At 35.2% G+C, this 20713-nt stretch carries 22 protein-coding genes; 8 read left to right on the top strand and 14 right to left on the bottom strand.

Annotated elements, in window-relative coordinates:
- Positions 1 to 161: 161 nt before the first annotated feature.
- Both VL047_RS12025 and VL047_RS12020 read right to left on the bottom strand, forming a co-directional pair.
- A complete protein-coding gene (locus tag VL047_RS12025; RefSeq protein WP_325360885.1) occupies positions 162 to 575 on the bottom strand; it encodes a group III truncated hemoglobin in 414 nt (137 codons plus the stop codon).
- Between the two features lie 29 nt (positions 576 to 604).
- A complete protein-coding gene (locus tag VL047_RS12020) occupies positions 605 to 1036 on the bottom strand; it encodes an Rrf2 family transcriptional regulator (RefSeq protein ID WP_325360883.1) in 432 nt (143 codons plus the stop codon).
- Between the two features lie 225 nt (positions 1037 to 1261).
- On the opposite strand from VL047_RS12020, the gene VL047_RS12015 reads away from it, so the two are divergent.
- Entirely contained in the window at positions 1262 to 1720 is a 459-nt protein-coding gene (locus tag VL047_RS12015) for a copper resistance protein NlpE N-terminal domain-containing protein (RefSeq protein WP_325360882.1), read from the top strand.
- 28 nt (positions 1721 to 1748) lie between these two features.
- On the opposite strand, the gene VL047_RS12010 is transcribed toward VL047_RS12015, so the two are convergent.
- Positions 1749 to 3509 carry a M61 family metallopeptidase gene (locus VL047_RS12010; protein WP_325360880.1) on the bottom strand — a complete coding sequence of 587 codons (1761 nt, stop codon included), beginning with the start codon at positions 3507 to 3509 and terminating at the stop codon, positions 1749 to 1751.
- A 180-nt stretch (positions 3510 to 3689) separates the two neighbouring features.
- Between VL047_RS12010 and VL047_RS12005 the strand changes: the two genes are divergently transcribed.
- Positions 3690 to 4559, top strand: coding sequence for an N-acetylglucosamine kinase (locus VL047_RS12005; protein ID WP_325360878.1), 870 nt, complete (start codon positions 3690 to 3692; stop codon positions 4557 to 4559).
- Between the two features lie 11 nt (positions 4560 to 4570).
- Positions 4571 to 5083 (top strand): glutathione peroxidase, encoded by a 513-nt coding sequence (locus tag VL047_RS12000; protein ID WP_325360876.1) that lies wholly within the window; start codon positions 4571 to 4573, stop codon positions 5081 to 5083.
- 231 nt (positions 5084 to 5314) lie between these two features.
- Here the strand turns inward: VL047_RS12000 and VL047_RS11995 are convergent, their stop codons facing one another.
- Complete coding sequence (locus VL047_RS11995; RefSeq protein WP_325360875.1) at positions 5315 to 5647, bottom strand: MGMT family protein; 333 nt, start codon at positions 5645 to 5647, stop codon at positions 5315 to 5317.
- 136 nt (positions 5648 to 5783) lie between these two features.
- Between VL047_RS11995 and VL047_RS11990 the strand changes: the two genes are divergently transcribed.
- The 4 genes from VL047_RS11990 (at position 5784) to def (ending at position 11302) form a co-directional block, all read left to right on the top strand.
- On the top strand, positions 5784 to 6506 hold the full coding sequence (locus VL047_RS11990; protein WP_325360874.1) for a hypothetical protein: 723 nt from the start codon (positions 5784 to 5786) through the stop codon (positions 6504 to 6506).
- 39 nt (positions 6507 to 6545) lie between these two features.
- The gene (locus VL047_RS11985) at positions 6546 to 9365 is read left to right on the top strand and encodes a TonB-dependent receptor (protein ID WP_325360872.1); all 2820 of its coding nucleotides are present in this window, start codon (positions 6546 to 6548) and stop codon (positions 9363 to 9365) included.
- A gap of 90 nt (positions 9366 to 9455) precedes the next feature.
- A complete protein-coding gene (locus VL047_RS11980) occupies positions 9456 to 10697 on the top strand; it encodes a pitrilysin family protein (RefSeq protein WP_325360867.1) in 1242 nt (413 codons plus the stop codon).
- 29 nt (positions 10698 to 10726) lie between these two features.
- The gene (gene def, locus VL047_RS11975) at positions 10727 to 11302 is read left to right on the top strand and encodes a peptide deformylase (RefSeq protein WP_325360862.1); all 576 of its coding nucleotides are present in this window, start codon (positions 10727 to 10729) and stop codon (positions 11300 to 11302) included.
- A 21-nt stretch (positions 11303 to 11323) separates the two neighbouring features.
- Here def and VL047_RS11970 read toward each other — a convergent pair whose 3' ends face one another.
- The 10 genes from VL047_RS11970 to VL047_RS11925 all read right to left on the bottom strand — a co-directional run bounded on the left by VL047_RS11970 (position 11324) and on the right by VL047_RS11925 (position 19793).
- Positions 11324 to 11698 carry a ribosome-binding factor A gene (locus VL047_RS11970; protein WP_325360861.1) on the bottom strand — a complete coding sequence of 125 codons (375 nt, stop codon included), beginning with the start codon at positions 11696 to 11698 and terminating at the stop codon, positions 11324 to 11326.
- Between the two features lie 47 nt (positions 11699 to 11745).
- Positions 11746 to 12933 (bottom strand): GTPase HflX, encoded by a 1188-nt coding sequence (hflX, locus tag VL047_RS11965; RefSeq protein ID WP_325360859.1) that lies wholly within the window; start codon positions 12931 to 12933, stop codon positions 11746 to 11748.
- A gap of 91 nt (positions 12934 to 13024) precedes the next feature.
- Positions 13025 to 15121 (bottom strand): ATP-dependent DNA helicase RecG, encoded by a 2097-nt coding sequence (gene recG, locus VL047_RS11960; protein WP_325360857.1) that lies wholly within the window; start codon positions 15119 to 15121, stop codon positions 13025 to 13027.
- A gap of 17 nt (positions 15122 to 15138) precedes the next feature.
- A complete protein-coding gene (locus tag VL047_RS11955; protein ID WP_325360856.1) occupies positions 15139 to 16074 on the bottom strand; it encodes an EamA family transporter in 936 nt (311 codons plus the stop codon).
- Positions 16075 to 16455, bottom strand: a complete 381-nt coding sequence (locus tag VL047_RS11950) for a RidA family protein (RefSeq protein WP_325360854.1) — start codon at positions 16453 to 16455, stop codon at positions 16075 to 16077.
- A 16-nt stretch (positions 16456 to 16471) separates the two neighbouring features.
- Positions 16472 to 16609, bottom strand: a complete 138-nt coding sequence (locus tag VL047_RS11945) for a DUF6728 family protein (protein ID WP_325360852.1) — start codon at positions 16607 to 16609, stop codon at positions 16472 to 16474.
- Positions 16610 to 16718: 109 nt separating this feature from the next.
- Positions 16719 to 18008 carry an OmpA family protein gene (locus VL047_RS11940; RefSeq protein ID WP_325360850.1) on the bottom strand — a complete coding sequence of 430 codons (1290 nt, stop codon included), beginning with the start codon at positions 18006 to 18008 and terminating at the stop codon, positions 16719 to 16721.
- Positions 18009 to 18384: 376 nt separating this feature from the next.
- Positions 18385 to 19281, bottom strand: coding sequence for a methylmalonyl Co-A mutase-associated GTPase MeaB (gene meaB / locus VL047_RS11935; protein ID WP_325360848.1), 897 nt, complete (start codon positions 19279 to 19281; stop codon positions 18385 to 18387).
- A gap of 10 nt (positions 19282 to 19291) precedes the next feature.
- Positions 19292 to 19477: a DUF6358 family protein gene (locus VL047_RS11930; RefSeq protein WP_325360847.1), complete on the bottom strand. Its 186-nt coding sequence runs from the start codon at positions 19475 to 19477 to the stop codon at positions 19292 to 19294.
- A 1-nt stretch (position 19478) separates the two neighbouring features.
- Positions 19479 to 19793: a rhodanese-like domain-containing protein gene (locus VL047_RS11925; RefSeq protein ID WP_325360845.1), complete on the bottom strand. Its 315-nt coding sequence runs from the start codon at positions 19791 to 19793 to the stop codon at positions 19479 to 19481.
- 413 nt (positions 19794 to 20206) lie between these two features.
- Here VL047_RS11925 and VL047_RS11920 point away from each other — a divergent pair, with 413 nt between their 5' ends.
- A complete protein-coding gene (locus tag VL047_RS11920; protein WP_132223447.1) occupies positions 20207 to 20683 on the top strand; it encodes an Lrp/AsnC ligand binding domain-containing protein in 477 nt (158 codons plus the stop codon).
- Positions 20684 to 20713 lie beyond the last annotated feature (30 nt).

Below are 20713 nucleotides of genomic sequence, written 5' to 3'. Positions count from 1 at the left end.
ATATTTAAATAGTTTAATAAATCTATTAATTCAATTCAAAATTAAAGATTATTTAAATAATAAAAGACCATTTTGTCTTTTATTGGAGATGAGGTATAAAAAATGAGCTATTTTTACAAAATATTGATAATAGGCTGATAGTGATTCCTCAGATAAAGGTCTTATAGCAGATTTCTGAAATCGCTATTTTGGTAATGTTTTATTTTTGTTTCAAACATAGTTGCCATTTTATCTGCTCGCCATTTCGCTTCTGATGCAATTCTTCCTTGAAAAAGTTCGTCAACGGTTTGATTGAACAACTTCAACCATGTTTCAAAATGAACATGATCAACAGGAAGCTTTGCATGAGGAACAAAAGGGCTTCCAAAATATGTATGATCTCCTAATAAAACAGTCTGCCAAAAAGTATACATTGTATTTAAATGGCTTTCCCAACGATCTTGTATAATACCGTTAAAAATAGGAGCCAATAATGCATCTTCACGAATTCTATCATAAAAGACATCCACCAACCTCTTAATATCCTCCAGATCTTTAATATCCTTTAAACTCGAAATATCGTTTGAACCTTCCATTATTTTATTATTACCTTATATATCTAAACTTAAAACAACTTTAAATAAGTCAAATTATCTTTCAGGAGCTGACTAAACTCACTAAGTTTCGAGGTATGCAGCATGATTGTAATATCATTACGAATCTTCTTAAAATCATGATGTATCGGACAAGGGCGTTCTTCGGAACAATAACCAAGTCCCAAACCACAGTTTTTGAAAAGTTTATCTCCGTCAATAGCTATAACAATATCGGCTAAAGTAACTTCCGAATCCTTTTCAATAAAGAAGCCTCCATTGGGGCCTTTAAAAGACTGGACTAAATTTTTCCGACCTAAATCTTGCAAAATTTTAGCTATAAAGTGTACGGGGGAATCAATACCACTCGACACTTCTTTTACACCGACTTTAACTCCCTCACTTGATTTTTGAGAAATAAAAATCATTGCACGTATACCATACTCACAGGTTTTTGAAAACATTTTAATCTACAATTCTATCGTTATTCAAAATTAAGAATTTTTTTAACAAAAGAGTTTCTTATCCTCTATTAATCAAACAAATATTCATAAATACAAATAGCTTTCTCGTCTTAAACAATAATAGTTACTTGATTTTAAAAATACTAAAAGTTAAACTCAAACGTTTTGTTAATTGTCTTTTCAGGATAATAATGTACTATTGTATGAGATTAAAAACTTGATTGAATGAAGAAATATATACTTCTGTTATTAATTATTAATGTTGTGCTATTAAGCAGTTGTTCTTCAAAGAAAACTCTTAGTGAAAATAATAATTCCGGAGCTATCAATAACGGAGAATGGAAACCTCATGGTCCTTTATTTTTCATTGCTCCTGCAGGAAAATATAAAGGGGCAATACCCTGCAAAGATTGCCCGGGAATTGAAGTATCCTTAGACTTTAAAGAAGATAATTCAGTAGTTAAAACGATGCGTTATATTCAGAGTACCAACAAGAATTCAAAAAATTTGGGTACATGGGTAGTCACTTCAAATAATATTATTCAAGTTTCATATTCACAGAACTCGACACCTCAAGAATACTATAAAGCTCAAAGCGGAGGACATTTAATTATGCTGAATGATAAAAAGGAACTTAATATTAATCCTTTACAAGCGCAATTCTTTATTTTCAATCCAGACTAGAATCTACCAGAAAACGATTAGAATCTCATTAATCAGATTCTAAAGAAAGCCATATTTCTCTCAATTTGGATTGCTCTGGTGTAACAGTAGCCAAAGGTCGAATAAGATAATCGGCTTTTAAACTTGCGGAAAGAATGACATCCAATTCTTTAATGATTCCATCCCGGGAAACTATTACATGAACTTTGTCTCCAATCTTTGCATTAGATAAAATCCGATCGAGTTCTTTTCCCATATCGTCCATACGATAGCCATTTACAGCAATAAGTTCATCATTAACATTGATCCCTGCATCCCATGCTCCGCTACCTCTATTTACTGACATAATCTTATGGTTTGAAACTCTTACCCCAAATTCAGGAATAGAGTGATCTGCTAATAGATTGACCAATTCCAGACCCACATTATTTAGATATTTATTGTAATTAATAGGTTTAGCTTCATTAACATACTCATATATATCATCTATTGAGACTCCTGAAACTTTCTCGACCATTTGTTTAAATTCCTGATCTGTGAAACCACGATCTAAGCTCTGATAATACTCATCGTACATCGCTTTCATCACATCATCTAAACCCTTAGCCCCTTGGGTAGCATGTAGTGTTTTCAAATCAATCAGCATTCCAATCAACGCACCTTTATTGTAATAAGACACCATTGTATTTATGGAGTTCTCATCCGGGCGGTACTGTCTTATCCAGGCATCAAAACTTGAAAGGCTTAAAGGTTGCACCAAATTACCACCTCTGTTCTCTACAGCTTCTATATCAGCTGCCAAAACTTTCAGATAAGCAGCCTCATTATAAAAGCCACCTCTACGCAATATTAAATTATCATAGTAAGCTGTAAAGCCTTCCGAAACCCAGAGATTCGTAGTATAATTTTCTTTATTATAATTAAAAGGGCCTAAAGCTTCAGGTCTTAATCGTTTTATATTCCAGACATGGAAGTACTCATGAGCAACTAAACCTAAAAAGTTGAGGTAACCGTTTGGATTCTGATAATTAAAACGTGACGCTCCCAAAACTGTTGAGTTTAGATGTTCTAATCCACCCCCACCAGAAGCATAATTATGAACAATGAAAACATAGCGTTTATTCGGATTAACTCCAAAAACCTTTGTTTCATCCTCAATGATTCTTGTCATATCTCTTTTCAACTGCTCTTCATCATAATTACCCTCGCCGACCATGGCAACTTCATGCTTTACTCCTGCAGCTTCGAATCCAAAAATATTCTGATTGCCTACTTCAATAGGAGAGTCAAAAAGTATATCAAAATCTGATGCATAAAAAGTATTTGCCTTTCCTTCAACAGCTTCTAACCCTGTAGAAATTTTCGTCCAGCCTTCATATGGCTTAACTCTCACTTCTACCGGTTGTTTAATAAGGTCATTTACATACATAAAAATTCCAGTCGGAGAAAGAAAAGCATGACTAGCATCTATAAAGCTTGTACGTACAGATATCTCAAAAGCATACACCCGATAATTCACAATTACCCTATTTTCATTATCAGTTTCAACTCTCCAGGTATTTTTGTCAATCTTATGGCTCGCAAGTCCTTTCTTACTTTCAGATTCAGCAGAAAAGCTTTCTACATTTTTAGGAAATTCTCGAACTAAATAAGAGCCCGGTGCCCAAACTGGCATTTTTAAATCCAAATATTTTTCTTTAAATCCGGATAGCTCCATTCTTACTTCAACATAATGCGCCTGAGGTTCTTTAAATGATAGTTCAAACGATATTTTTCTTTGGGCATTCGCTAGCGATACAGTAGTCATCATAGATAGAAGTAAAAAAACAAATCGGATTTTCATAGTCTTTGTTAAAACAGAATAAACAATAAGCTATTCATTGAGTCTCAAATTTAACACTTTCTTATCTAGTATCATTTAAAACCGATATGAATAGACAAAAATAAATCTAAATTAATTCGTAAATTTGATACTCTACTAACATTTATTATGATTATAGTTGTCGATAGCGGTTCTTATAAGTCTGATTGGATGTTTACTCCTCCAAATTCACAACCTTTAACATACAGAACGGTAGGAATCAATCCTTTTTTCACTCCAGAGAAAGAAATCATTAAGATTATACAGCATTTTAAAGAAATAACTCCCTATATCGAAGATGTTACAGAAATATATTTCTTCGGTTCGGGATGTACTTCTCCTGATCGTCGCGAAATCATCTCTAATGCAGTCTCCTTCGTTTTTAAAAATGCATTCGTTTCAGTAGATACCGATTTGATAGGATCTGCCTATGCAACATGCGGAAACATTCCAGGCCTAATAAGCACGATGGGAACAGGGTCTAATATTACATTCTTCGATGGAAAAACTGTACAACCCAACAAACACGGAACGGGATTTATACTTGGCGATCTAGGATCAGGTTCTTGGTTTGGTAAAAAGCTAATTACAAATTACCTATACGACCTGATGCCCTCAGAGCTAGGTATCGACTTTGGTTCTGACTACGAAATAAGTAAAGAAATAGTCATGAATAAGGTTTATCAGGAAGCCAGTTCCAATATCTATTTGGCTTCATTCGCTCCTTTCATGGCTAAACATATTGAACACCCTTTCATCTCCCACTTACTGCATCAAGGTTTTGAAGAGTTCGTAAAAACAAATATTTTCAGCTATCCTGATTTCCATAATCATATCTGTCATTTTGTAGGATCAATAGCCTATTTCTATAAAAGACAATTACGAACGGTGTGCGAAATGAATGGTATAAAAGTGGGTAAAATTATCCGCCAGCCTATTCAAGATTTATATGCGTATGTTTTAGAAAAAGAAGCACAAGAAAAGAACCTAATAATTTAAACAAAAATAAAATGAAAACTTTAATGATTATCCTAAGCTTATTTCTTACCAATCCTCCCGAAAATATCTACCAATTTAAAATGGAAAGTATAGACGGAAGCGTAATTGATTTATCGCAATTCAAAGGGAAAAAGATTCTTGTGGTAAATACTGCATCTAAATGTGGATTTACCCCTCAATACAAAGGCCTGGAAGAATTATCACAGAAGTATAAAAATGATCTTGTTGTAATAGGAGTTCCTGCTAATAACTTCGGCGGACAGGAACCAGGTGCAAATGATGAAATACAAACCTTTTGTGAAGAAAATTACGGAGTGACATTTCTTTTAACAGAAAAAACAAGCGTTAAAGGCGATGATATCAATGCCTTATTTAAGTATTTAACTAGCGCACAAAACCCCGACTTTACTGGTGAGATTAAATGGAACTTCGAAAAGTTCCTAATTGATGAAAATGGCAAGCTAATTCATAGATTCAGGTCAGACGTAGAACCGATGTCTGCAGCAATTCTTGCAAACCTATAAAAAAGAGAAGACCCCTGTGATGAGCAGGGGTCTTTAACTAACCAATTATAAACCTAAATTATTAAAAATACTATAAAAACTTTATCTCAAAAGATGCCTCCTTTTTGATAGTGTAAAAGTAACACTAAGTATCCAACTTTCCAAATCTTTTTTATATTATTATTTTAGGTATATAACTATGCTCTGAACATTAATTAAAATATCATATTAAGATTGAATACAATATGACCATTATTCTCCATAATCAGGTTTCCAGAATAGGTTCTTAAAATCAACCACCTGATCATTTTCTACAACAATCGATTCATTTTCCAATAGCTGTTGCATCATACTTGATGAACCAAAAGCTGACTTACCCGATAACATCCCAACTCTATTTACAACACGATGAGCAGGTATTGGAGGGTAAATTCCCTGAGAAGCACGTAAAGCATAACCCACCATACGCGCAGAGCCTGCCGTTCCTAAAGCTTTAGCTATTGCGCCATAAGACGTAACCCGCCCTTCGGGAATTTGCCTTACTATTTGATAAACCCGATCATAAAATGTCTCCTTTGTTATCATACTATATTTTGTAACATATCATGGATAAATGCGACAAAGGTTTAATGTAAACATAAATTATTTATGTAATATTTAATTTACAATTAAACTTATTTGCTTTAACTGCGTCCTAAAGACTCATAACACAAAAATACAAATGAATATTAGATTCATATATATCATATTACTAGGATTCATATCCTTAAGCGTATCGGCTCAAGAGAATCCCGAAATCATATGGGCAGATTCTATCCACATAGACGGAAATTTAATGGATTGGGAAAACAAAACATATTATACCTTCAAAGATCAAGACTTCAGCTATTCGATTGCAAATGATGCGGATTATTTATATGTAGCAATTCGTATTCCCAATAAAGCTCAACAATTAAAAGCAATCTATAATGGCATCAGTGTCACTATTAATTTAGAAGCCAAAGAAAAATCAGGTCCAACCGTAATCTTTCCTATACCTGATGTTGCTGCCTTAAGAGCACTGAATTCAAAGGAAGAATATGAGAAAGCTGGCAATAGTCTGGAAGCAGGTCTGAACTTAACTCGTGCAATATCTGTAAATGGCTTTCCCTCAATAATCGATGGAAGAATCTCTCTTGAAAATAATTATGGAATAAGAACCTCTGCCAAAATAGATTCAACAGATGGCACTTTAAATTATGAAGCGGCTATCAGTATAAAACAATTAAATATTAATAAAGACACTCCTTTTGCCCTTAATCTTCGAATTAACGATATATCACACACTCGATTTGTGAGTCGAAACAGGGATATGTACGGTCGGTATGTCGGCGAACGTTCGGGTGTAACAACTAAGATTGAACCAGGCGTCTGGAACATTCTCAAACTAGCGAAATCAAACTAAACAAAATCATATAAACTAAATTCTACAATTAAAACAATTATGCGCTCCTATCTAATCCTTTCAATTCTCCTAATCTTAGGAACCTCAGCTTTCGCCCAAACAGGAAAGCAAGTAAGAGGAACCTTACAAGATTCAACGGGCCAAAGTGTAATCTCTGCCTCAATCAAATTAACGTCCACTACAGACGAGCTTACGACGTCTAGTAATTCCGACGGTGGATTTCTATTCAACCAGGTTAAAGGTGATAAATTTACAATTACAGTTACAAGTCTTGGTTATGAAACAAAAGTACTTTCATCTCAATTCACCGAAGGCAACACAAATCTTGATTTAGGAAAAATAATAATTAATGAATCATCACAGCTACTACAAGCAGTAAATATAGACGGAACCCCACTAATCGTAGTAAAGGAAGATACCCTGGAATATAGGGCCAGTAATTATCAGTTAAAAGATGGCGCAATAACTGAAGATTTATTAAAGAAACTAGATGGAGTAGAAGTTGACAAGAATGGTAATGTTACTGCTCAAGGGCAACAAATTACACGTGTTCGAATCAATGGAAAAGATTTCTTTGGTGGAGATGTACAAACAGCAACTAAGAATTTGCCGGCAGATGTCATTGAGAAAATTCAGATAATTGATGATTATGGAGATCAAGCTAATTTAACAGGAAATAGAACAGGAGATCCAGACAGAATATTAAATATAGAGATTGCTCCTTCAAAAAACAAAGGAGATTTCGGCCAGTTCCGTGCAGGTGGAGGAACAGAAGAGCGTTATCAGGCTACTGCTATGTATAACTCCTTTGCAGACACACGTCAATTCTCCGCATTGGCCAACCTAAACAATGTTAATGCCTCACTTTTTGATTTCAATACTCAAGGTGGTGGAGCACGAAGAGGACCTTCAGGTGGAGGCGGTTTTGGCGGAGGCGGTTTTGGTGGAGGTCAGAGTGGCCTAACCAATACCAGCTCAATTGGTCTGAACTACAGAAAATCATTCATGGATGATAAACTTACTACCTATGGTAGCTATAGTTACAGCTATAATGATAATAATACTTTTAGCAACTCTTCTAATCAATATACTTATCCTGGTCAAGAAATCTTTAATCAAGATATTACGAATCAAGGAACTATCCGAAATAATCATCGCTTAGATTGGAACCTGGAGTATCAACCTAATGCTAATAATTATTTCAAGTTTTCTCCATCATTTTCATACAGTGGTTCAGAGGCTTCAACCATACAAAGTTCACAATTCTCAACGAATGATGAATTAACCAACTCTGTTGCAAGAAATAATACTAATAATACTACTACTCCAAATATAGGTTTTAGTGGATTATTTAACCGTAGACTCAATGATAACGGACGAAATATTTTCATGAACTTCTCATTAAATTCCGCAAGTTCCGAAAGCGACCGGGATGAAATTGTAGACACCCATATCTTCGATGTTACACCAAGCAATGAATACCAACGTCAGTTAATTGATTTAACAAATAAACGTTTAAATGGTGGTGCATCCATTTCTTACATTGAACCCTTGGGTGAAAACAGCAATTTAGAAGCTGAATATACCTATGACTTCTCTAATTACGATAATAACCGGATTGCAAATTCGGTAGATACTGATGGGGGCATTACATATAATCCTCTGTTAAGCAATATCTATGACTATTCATTTATTAAAACTAATATTAATTTAAATTACCGTTACAGAACAAGTAAGGTTAATTATACCATAGGAGCCAGCGCTCAACCTTCTACATTAAGAGGAAACACAACAGATACTGATGGAACAGAGATAAACTTTGAAAGAAAAGCTACTAACTTTGCTCCGGTAGCACGTTTCGAATATGTATTCTCAAATTCAAAAAGATTAAGTTTTACCTATAATGGAAGACCTAACGAACCAGGTTATTCACAACTACAACCAGTTAGAGATATCTCTAACCCTCAATTTCCTGTAGTCGGTAACCCAGAGTTAGCAGCAGAATTTTCACATAACTTAAACTTACGTTATAATAACTTTGATTTTGCTTCTGGAAGTTCCCTCTTTGGGATGTTGATGGCAACATTCACAAACGACAAAGTGGTATCTAACAGAATGCAAAGTATGGATCCGGTGAATGGTCTAGTACAAGAAACCAGTTATCTAAACGCAAACGGCTACTATACTGCTCGTGGTTTTTATAACTATTCTAAACCATTCTTAAAACGTAAATACGTAATATCGATAAACGGATCTGCAAATTTCAACAACAATATCTCTTTTGCGAACAACGAAGAAAATATTGCTAAAAACTGGGTATTAAGTCAAGGGTTAAATATTAAAATCACTCCGAACGAATGGTTAGATGTAACCCCGGGTGTACGTTATAGCTACAACACCACACAAAACTCTCTTAGCAATCGCAACAATTCAAACATCAATACGTGGTCATTTGATATAGATAGTAGAGTTTACTTTGTTCCCACTTTGTTATGGGGCTTCGACTTAAGCAAGATGTCTAACACAGGATATGCTCAAAGTGTAGATGCTAACCCATTAATCATCAATACATATATTGAGAAGCAATTTTTGTCTGACAACCGAGGCACAATTCGCTTACAAGCATACGATCTATTAAATCAACAGGTAAATATTTCAAGAAGTATCACAGAAAACAGTCAAATTGATAGCCGTACTAATCGATTAGCTCGATACTTCATGCTAACATTATCTTATAAGTTCCAAAAGTTTGCAGGAGGAAGTACTGCTCCAACCAATCAACAAGGTCCGGGCGGAAGACCGCAAGGCAACTTCAGACCAGGTGGTCAAGGTGGTTTAGGTGGTCCACGAGGCTTTTAGGTTAGGCCAGATATTAAGTCTCAGAATCAGAGATTGCAAGAAACTAATAGGGTCAAATGCGCATAAGTTTTTTGCTACCTTTGCATCCGAATGGATTATCATCTCTTTACTTTATCAAACGGGCTTCGGGTAGTTTTTAAACCCGAAGCCTTGCCTATTGCTCATGCCTGTATTGTAATCAATGCAGGAACACGTGATGAATCAACAGATCAATATGGCATAGCCCATTTTACTGAACATCTTATTTTTAAGAAAACCAACAAAAGGAGCACTAACCAAATATTAAACAGGTTAGAACTAGTAGGGGCTGATCTGAATGCTTATACTACCAAAGAATATACTTGTATCCATGCCTCCTTTTTAAATGAACATCTAAGTAGAACATTAGATCTATTTGAAGATATTGTTTTTCATTCCACCTTTCCGGAGAACGAAATTGAAAAAGAAAAGGGAATTATATTAGATGAAATAGCATCCTATCAAGATAGTCCTGAAGATGCCATCGCAGATGATTTCGAAGATCTTATTTATACAGGCCATGAATTAGGTCATAATATATTAGGAGAAGAAAAGAGCTTGATTGGCTTAGGTAAAAAGGACTTCGAAAATTTTGCCAAGGATTATTATCAACCCGAAAATATGGTGATAGGAATTACAGGTAACTATTCATACAATAAGGTAAAAAAAATTGTTGAAAGATATTATGGTGAACTTACAAACCATAAATCCAATCAAAAAAGAACCGCTCCTTTGGCAAGTTCACCCAATAAATTAATTCTCGACAGGCCTATTAATCAAGTCCATTATATGATGGGAGGTATTGGATATTCCATGCACGATTCTAAGAAAACTGGTCTAATGGTATTAAATAATATGCTTGGCGGAATGGGGATGAGTTCAAGACTAAACCTTGAGATAAGAGAAAAACACGGCATAGCTTATACAATTGAATCAAACTACACCACTTATTCTGACACCGGAATTTTCAGCGTCTATTTCGGTACCGAAACAGATAAAATGGAGAAGGCTCATAAACTCGTTTTAAAAGAATTTAAAAAGCTCCGGGATAAAAAATTAAGTCCGGTTCAACTAAAGCAATCAAAAAACAAATTTATCGGTCAGATCGCATTAGGTGAAGAGAATCGAATTGCATTGATTATAGCAATGGCAAAAAACATCATCGACTATGGTGAAGTTGAAACACTTCCAAAAATCTATGAACGGATAAATAGAGTTACTGCTGAGGATATTTGGGATATTTCAAATGAAATCTTAGACCCTAATAATTTAAACTCGTTAGTTTTCCAACCTGACTTGGATGAAAATTTGTAATTTTGCAATTACTTAGGAATACGACATAAATGAAATTACCAATAATTGCTTACGGAGATCCGGTATTACGTCAAAAAGCTAAAGAAATAGATGCAAGCTATCCTAATTTAGATAGCCTTATCAAGGATATGTTTGAAACCATGTATGCGGCTTCAGGTGTAGGTATAGCAGCACCACAAGTAGGCTTACCTATCCGCTTATTTGTAATAGATGCCTCTCCGTATGAAGAAGATGAACCTATCTTAAAGAACTTTAAAAAAGTATTCATCAATGCTGAAATCGTTGAAGAAAGTGGCGAAAACTGGCTATCAAACGAAGGTTGCTTAAGCATACCTGATATTCGCGAAGATATAGCCCGACATCCCACAATCACCATTAATTATTTGGATGAGAATTGGGAGGAACACGAAGAAACCTACAGTGGTTTAGGTGCCAGAATTATACAACACGAATACGATCACATTGAAGGTAAACTATTTACCGATAAATTAAGTCCGTTAAAAAAAGCCTTAATCAAAGGAAAACTAGATGCAATCACCAAAGGTAAAGTAAACGTGGATTATAAAATGAAGTTCCCAAATCTTAAGCGAAAAAAAAGGTTCTGATCACTCAGAACCTTCTATAAACTATTCGTCTTCCGATTGCTTATCTTTATTTATTTCTTCAAAAATCTTATCCATGTGTTCGACATAATCATTGCTATCGTCTACATAAAATTCCAATACAGGAATGCTCTTTGTCTGGTTCCTGATACGAGTGCCTAATTTATAGCGGACCTCATTCCCATGATGTCTTATTTTCTCAAGAGCTTCTTGAGGATCTTTTACCGGCAAGAAGCTTAGATAAACTCTTGCAATCCCTAAATCTGAGGTAATGCGAACCCGTGTAACAGTTATCATTACCCCCGGCAGCCATATATTTCCTTCGCGCAAAAAGATCTCTGCTAAATCCTTTTGAATAATTCCTGCAAAACGTTGCTGTCTTTTACTTTCTATGCCCATAATGATTCTATTATAATCCTTAATATATATAAATACCTTCTGCGAACCTAATACAATAAACTATCATATGGATACCGCTCTGTATGAATCGCTAATACATGTTTATAAATCAACTTCTTAAGTTCTTCTAAATTCTCTTTCTCCGTAGCAGAAATAAATATTGCCGGACTTTGGTGCTTCTTCATCCAACTGTTTTCGAAATCATCGATCGTAAAAAATTGATCCTCTTCCTCTTCGCTATCTTTCGTTCCTTCATAAGCATCAATCTTATTAAATACTGTAATAATCGTTTTTTCAAGAACTCCAAGTTCCTTCAATGTTTCATTAACAGTGGCAATCTGATCTTCAAAGTTATGATGAGAAACATCTACAACATGAAGTAATATATCTGCTTCCCTTACCTCATCCAATGTTGATTTAAAACATTCTACCAAATGATGGGGCAACTTCCTGATAAAACCAACCGTATCCGATAGTAAGAATGGAAGATTATCAATAACGACTTTTCTAACAGTCGTATCTAATGTTGCAAATAGTTTATTCTCTGCAAAAACATCCGATTTAGAAAGCATGTTCATAATAGTTGATTTACCAACATTGGTATATCCTACTAATGCCACTCGAACCAATTGACCTCTATTCTTACGTTGAGTTTCATTTTGGCGATCAATACTTTTTAACTTTTCTTTCAATAAGGAAACCTTGTTCAATATCAATCGTCTATCTGTTTCTATCTGACTCTCTCCTGGACCACGCATTCCAATTCCTCCTCGCTGCCGCTCAAGGTGAGTCCATAAGCGCGTCAAACGAGGTAATAGATATTGAAGCTGCGCCAATTCAACCTGTGTTTTTGCTTGCGCGCTTTGTGCGCGGCGGGCAAATATATCCAGAATCAAATTGCTTCTATCCAAGATTTTGACCTGTAACTCCCGCTCAATATTTCTTAATTGAGTAGGAGATAGTTCATCATCAAAAACAACAATATCAATCTCCTCAGCATCAACATATGCTTTAATCTCATCCAATTTGCCACTTCCCACAAAAGTCGCCCTATCAGGCTTCTGCATTTTCTGAACAAAAGTATGTATAGTCTCCCCACCGGCTGTGTCTACCAGGAAAGCCAATTCCTCCAAATATTCACGTTCCTGCTCTTCATTCTCACCAGATATAATAATCCCTACCAAAACTGCACGCTCAGGCTTAAGTGCTGTATCAAAAAATTTCTTTATTGCCATTATTTGTTTTTAAAATCTATCCCATAAAGCCAAACTCTAAGGGCTTGCAATATTATACATAGTCTTAACAAAAAGTAAAGATAGGTGTTTGTCAGGAAATTTTTTCCCATCCAATCCCAAACGCGTTTTTAGATAAAAAGTCCCTTAGGAGTCTGTTCTTCTCTAATTCTAAAACCGGGTCTTCTTCGAAAATATCGATTACCTCATTTCTTGCCAATTGTAACAAAGCCTGGTCAGTAGCCAAATTTGCCAATTTAAGCTCCAGAACCCCGCTTTGTTGAGTTCCGGACAAATCACCTGGCCCGCGTAATTTCAAATCAGTTTCGGCAATTTCAAACCCATCTGTCGTCCTTACCATTGTTTCCATCCTGATTTTACTCTCTTTACTTAACTTTTCCTTACTCATTAAAATACAGAACGACTGTTCAGCACCACGGCCAACCCGGCCACGTAATTGATGAAGCTGCGAAAGACCAAAACGTTCAGCATTCTCAATTACCATCACCGAAGCATTCGGAACATTTACACCAACCTCTATTACCGTGGTAGCAACCAATATCTGTGTTTCACCTTTAACAAATCGATTCATTTCAAACTCCTTCTCCTTTGGACTCAATTTACCATGCAAAATACCAATCTTAAACACGGGCAGTGGGAATTCTTGCTCTAAAAACTCTTTCCCCGCGGTTAGATGCAAAAGATCCAACTTTTCACTTTCTTCAATCAATGGATATACGACGTAAACCTGCCTTCCCTTAGCAATTTCTTCACGCAACATACCAAACATCCTCAACCTGCTTCTTTCATGAAAATGCAGAGTAGCAATGGGTTTTCTGCCAACCGGCAATTCATCAATCACAGAAATATCAAGATCGCCATATAAAGTCATCGCTAAAGTTCGTGGAATAGGCGTGGCAGTCATTACAAGCATATGTGGCGGTACGGAATTCTTCTTCCATAACTTTGAACGTTGTTCAACGCCGAAACGGTGTTGCTCATCTATAATCGCCAATCCTAAATTTTTAAACTTTACTTTTTCCTCTAACAACGCATGTGTACCTATCAAAATATTCAAGTCTCCATTCAATAAACCTTCATGGATTCCTTTTCTATCCTTCTGTTTAATAGAACCCGTCAGAAGGTCAATACTAATCCTTTCTTCTCCCAACAATTCCTTTAATCCAGCATAATGCTGTTGAGCTAAAATCTCGGTGGGTGCCATCAGGCAAGCCTGATATCCATTATCAATCGCTAGCAGCATGCTCATTAAAGCAACAATCGTTTTTCCACTGCCAACATCCCCTTGTAACAAACGGTTCATTTGTGCACCATGCAACGTATCTTTCCTAATTTCCCTAATAACTCTTTTTTGTGCATTTGTTAATTGAAAAGGAAGCTTTTTCTCATAAAAATCAGTAAAGTGCTCGCCAACTTTCTTAAAAATAGGGCCTTTAAACTTTTGACTATGAGCTATTTTAGTCTTTAATATCTTCAATTGTAGGAAAAAGAACTCCTCAAATTTTAACCGATGCTGAGATCTTTGGATTGAACCACCGTCATTTGGAAAATGAATACCCCATAAAGCTGAAGGTAAATCTATTAAGTTATATTTAGCTATTATATAATCTGGTAGCGTTTCATAAATATTACCCTTTAAAGAGCTAAATAGTGAAGAAACCAAGCGTTGAATTCCTTTACTATCCAAAGATAGCTTCTTCAACTTCTCTGTAGAAGCATAGACAGGTTGAAATTTAAGCCCTTGTTTGCTCCCCCCGTATGGTTCCATTTCCGGATGAGAGATAGAAATCTGATTATTAAACAAACTTGGACTTCCATAAATAACATAGGCATTGCCTATTGTTAGATTCTTCTCAACCCACTTTATACTCTGAAACCAAACAAGCTGTACAATCCCTGTGTCATCCTTTACGTGTGCTACTAAACGCCGCGACCTACGTTCACCCTGAATGCCAAAATCCAATAGTCTGGCAATAAATTGAACACCCGGTTTGCTAGGATCGATTTGATTAATCTTAGAAAAAACGCTTCGGTCATTATATCGAAAAGGGTAATAATATAGTAAATCCTCAAAAGTGAATATGGCTAATTCTTTATTTAAAACTTCAGCACGTTGCGGGCCAACGCCTTTCAAATAGCCAATAGGGGTTCTCAAGCTGAATTCCTGCACAATTAATCTCTATAAAATTAAATAGGGTCACGTTTAGCTAATTTACTAAAAATTTGACGAATGAAAGCTGAGTTATAAAGTACAATAGCGAATAGTAATAACAAGTAAGCAAGAAATTGACCGATAGAAATAACCTCATTAAAATAGAAAACAGCAACAGCAAATGAAATTATCGGATTAATATAAATTAAAACTCCCATCGTGGCCGATGCAACGCCGTTCAATGCATACATACTTAGAAACAGAGGTATTATGGTAAACAAAATAGCTACCAGTGCAATAATACCCCAAAACAAAATTGAGGATGGGATAGGAGCATTGTTCATCAAAGAAAGTGGCAAAACAATAAGTGAGCAAATAATCAGCTGAACGGCTAAGAAATTAAATTTATCAATCTCTCTTAAAATACGCTGAATAATCATATAAAATGCGTAGAATGAAGCAATTAAAATTGCCCAAAAAACTTCAATCAAAGATGTCTGGGCTAACATAATCACACTCACTAAAGCTAAGCACAGGCTAATCCATTTAATTCCGGATAACCCTTCCTTTAGAATAATGCAACCTGCAAGTGTAGTAATCAAAGGACATATTAAATAAGCAAAAGCAGCTGATTTGATACTTATATTATTTACCGCATAGATAAAGGTAAACCAGTTACCCATAATTAGAATGGAAGAAAGGAAAAGTAGAAAAATTATACGTTTTCTTTCCCTTGGTTGCATTTGCCTAATTCCTTTCCAATCGCGTTTCCAGTCTGAGTATCTAAACAGAATCAGAAATACCCACACAAAAATTAATGAAAAGAAGATTCTGAAATATAGAATTGTATCAGCGGGCCATGCAGATATTAAACGAAGAGGTATAGCAAAAAAGCCCCATATAATATTCGCTGATAATCCGGCAATAAAGTAATTAAGTCGTGAATTACTTGCAGATGCAGTTACGCTCATCTACGATTTATACGCTATCACTGAAATTTCAACACGTACTTTTTTAGGTAATTCCTTAACAGCAACAGTCTCACGTGCAGGTGCATCTTCTTTAAAATACTCTCCGTATACTGCATTAACTTCCGCAAACAGATCCATATCCGATAAAAAAATGGTTGTTTTCACAACATCCTTATAATCATATCCTGCTTGCTTAAGAATAAAACCCAGGTTCTTCATCACTTCCTTGGTCTCTAATGCAATATCTCCCGATACAAGCTCCCCACTAGCGGCTTCCAAAGGTATTTGTCCAGAAACATAAAGTGTATTGCCTGCTTTTACCGCTTGATTATAAGGACCGATAGGTGCTGGTGCAAGGCTGGTATTAATTATTTCTTTCATTAGTTGATTTGAGAAATTAAAATATAAATGATTTAACGAGCTTATAAATAATTGCAAGAACAAAAATAACAATAGCAATCTTGTTAAAGGTATGCATAACCTTTAAATTAAAGCTTTTAGGACGATCGGCGTCTTTTTTTCCAAAGAAATACATATACCAAAGTTACGGTTGATTCATTAATATTCCAATTCACAAAAAATAAAAAGGTCCGATGGAATAACCACCGGACCTTTTTATTTTTTGATCAAAATTTAATCAAATATTATTTTGTGAACTCAACACGACGGTTTTGAATACGTCCTGCTTCTGTTGCGTTAGAAGCAACTGGATTAGCTTCACCATGACCTACTGCATTTACATTGCTAGCAGCAACACCAGAGTTAACTAAGTAGTTCTTAACTGCATTAGCACGGTCTTTAGATAATTGTAAGTTGTAAGCATCACTTCCTTCAGCAGAAGCATATCCTTCTACATTGATTGAACCGTTTGAGTTACGTAAGTCTTGAGAAACTTTATCTAAAGTTGGGTAAGAAGAAGTTTTCAAAACATAGCTATCAAATTCAAATTGAATTGGAGCATAATCTCCTACAGATGCAGAAGCTACTGGCTCAGGAAATTTAATTGGACAACCTGATCCATCAACAACTGTTCCAGCTGGAGTGTTAGGGCATTTGTCAAACTTATCAGCAACACCGTCACCATCAGTATCTTTACCTAATTCAGCAACTGTTCCTTCTAAAGTAGTAACACGTTGTTTTAAAGCTTCAACTTCGTTTCTCAATGCTGGGTCTTTCAACTCGTCATAAAGATTAGCAACTGGGTTGTTCCACTCTAATGTTGGTTTAGATTTGCTTCCTAAGTTAAACTCTAATCCAGCATATCCGTAGCTATATTTATCTAAAGCATGAGGATTAGTATCATAGTTATTATCTAGGTTATCTGCATCTAAGAAGTTCATTTTGTAACCTAAATCTAAGTTAACAACACTACCTAGTTTGAATTTAACACCAGCTCCTACAGGAATAACTTGTTCTGTTCTTGATTCACCATCTACACTTCCACCTGCTGTTGAAGAAGTTACCTCATAATTAGCTAAGTTATAACCAGCTGATAAGTAGAATCCAACAACGTTTTCACGACGTAAGAAATCGATAGCACCGAAATGGTAATTACCAGTTAAACCTGTTTGCCAGTTTAAATCAGTTTCGAATGTATTACCGTAACTTGCATTTTCATTATTTGGAGATTCTTCGTTAGAACCTTTAATCGTTCCTTTTAAGAAATCTGCTTGAACTGAGAAATGTGGTGAAAATTGTTTACGGATATTTGCACCATAACCCAATGAAACTTCAGGTTTTGATTGATCATTATAACCACCAAGGATAACACTTGGAGTTAATGCACCTGCGTTAATACCGATTGACCAAGTTCTGTATTGGCTTCTTCCTCCAAATACCTTAGCAGGCTCTTGTGCGTTAGCTACGTCAGCATAACCAACTGCGGCTACCAACGATAAAGCTAAGGCTGCTTTTTTGATTGTAGAATAATTCATACTCTGTTTTTTTTTAAGGTTAAAATTTTAATTGTATAATTTTTATACAAAAATAGTTAATAGTTTGATTTACGCAACTAAAACAAATTCCGTACCAATATTCGACTCAGCACAAAAAACTTTTACAAATAGTCGAAAGTAGTCATTTCTCTTTTACCTAGCTTTAAATTTACTCCCCTAAACGACTAATTAATAGCTAGTTAAATGTAATATTCAATTAAATAACAGTATCTGCTTTTTAGTACAGTTGGACAGATAAGACATAAAAGAGATTATTAATACTACATTTAAATTCGAAATAAAGCTTAAATATAGTACAATCTGTCCCCATTTAACCCCATTTACGTCTCTATAACTATACTTTCGACCAATATTGTTAATAGTTTTCATTAATAAAGCGGTACAGATTAAAGGAATTTCCCTTCTTCTGTTCCTCCAAAAGATTCTTTAAAGCAGTTTTATCAATATTTCTCATACGCTTCTTCTGAATTAATCGCCAAGCCTTTTCAACTAATAAATTGAGATTTAATATCTTATTTGGAGAAGATGCCTGAGACTCCAGTAATTGAAGCAAATTCTGTACACCTGTTGACCTATCTGCAATTACCTTCAATACAGGAATATCAAGATGCTTCATCTTTAGCATACGCTTCAACTTAGAAGCAAACAGATCCGCTCCTTCTCTATCCGCTTTATTAACAACATATATATCCGCTATTTCCATTAGGCCTGACTTTACATGTTGAATCTCATCGCCACTTTCAGGAACCAATACCACAATGGTTTGATCTGCCAAGCCGATAATGTCTATTTCAGATTGGCCCACCCCAACCGTTTCAATAAGTATGATATCAAAAGGCGCTGCCCTAAGAATATCTGATATCTCTATTGTTTTTTCGGACAAGCCTCCCAAAGCTCCTCTGCTTGCTACTGACCGAATATAGATTTTAGAGTCATTAAATTGAGCATTCATCCGAATGCGATCCCCCAATAAAGAACCTCTATTAAAAGGAGAACTTGGGTCAATCGCCAAAATAGCTACTCGCTTTCCTGCTCTACTAAATTCCTCAGCTATTGCATTTACGAGCGTACTTTTCCCTGCACCGGGAGGACCAGTAATACCTATTATTGGAATATTCTGATTTGAATGCAGTGAACGAAGGATCTCTCCAGAAGAAGCATGCTCATTTTCAACCAAACTAATAATACGTGCCAGCGCTTTATAATCTCCAGCTTGTAATTGTTTTAATAAAGTTGAAACATCTTGCTGCACGTTGAAATGATTACTGCTTCTTAATATTCTTCACTTGTTGTAATATCTTGATCTTTAAATAAACCAATACAATAACAAGTAAGATTGCTCCCGCAAGAATTCCATATTCCATTTTATTATAGGCAATAAAAGCATAATAAAGCGAAACAATAATCCCCAGATTAAGAAGGGTGCTGAATAATAGTCTTTTTAACATATTAATAAACGTCCATATCAGGATCAATATCTTCTTTCCACGCTAAAATACCACCTACAAGATTCGAAAGATTATCATATCCCTCTTTTTCCAAAAGCATAATAGCTTGAGCACTACGCTTACCACTTCTGCAGTGTACAATAACTGGTTTATCCTTCGAAATCTTATCCTTCTCTAAAAGGACAGATGCTAACGGGATATTCTCTCCATCTAAATTAGAAACTTCATATTCAAAAGTTTCCCGGACATCTATTAATTGAAAATCTTCGTTATTATCAATTTTGCTTTTTAGCTCTTCTACTGATATTTCTTTCATTACTATTGATTTTATACCCAAAGATAATATTTTGTATGTATTAATCGTAGTACAAACCATCTTTAAGACAAGCACTCCGTTCTTATTAAGCCTCCATAATTACCAGGCAATATCAAATAATTAAACAAATAAGGTTCAGACGAGGATCAAACAGGGACCAAACAGGAGTAATATGCGAATCTTACTCCTGTTTGGTCCCTGTTTGATCCCTGTTTGGCCCTTGTTTAGTTTATCACAATTATTGAGAATAATTGTATCTGTATTATTCCAGAATGGGAAGCGAATGCATTTTTTATATTTTTTAAAAAACAACGTTTAAATTGTTAATTTTGCAATTAGCAATTGGTTTCTATAATAGATTATGGAAAAATTGCAGACAATTGTTAAAACCATTGCAGATAATAAAAAATAATATGGAAAAGAGAAATCTTAACATTGATCTTGACAGTCTAGATATTCAGATCTTATCAATTCTTATGAACGATGCTTCGGTACCTTATACCGAGATAGCAAAAAAACTAGTTGTTTCAGGGGGGACGATTCATGTACGAATGAAAAAAATGGAGGATCTGGGAATCATAAAAAGCGCGAACTTAACCATTAATCCTCAAAAAATAGGCTTTGATATTTGTGCATTCTTAGGAATCTATCTTGAAAAAGGATCCCAATACAATCACGCAGTTGAAGAGCTTAGAAAGGTTAAAGAGGTAGTAGAGCTTCACTATTGTACAGGTTCTTATAGTATGTTTGCAAAAATTATTTGCAGAGATACCGATCATTTACGTCAAGTACTAAATGAGGGAATTCAGGGCATTAAAGGAATTCAGCGAACAGAGACAATCATATCTTTGGAAGAAAGCATCAGAAGGCAAATCAGCTTATTGGATTAACTCCAACTAAAATTAAAACGTAAAAAAAAG

Origin of the sequence: Albibacterium sp. (genome assembly GCF_035514885.1) — a bacterium.
GTDB lineage: Bacteria > Bacteroidota > Bacteroidia > Sphingobacteriales > Sphingobacteriaceae > Albibacterium.
Note: the sequence above shows the minus strand (reverse complement) of the source record. Positions and strands in the feature narration are given on the sequence as shown.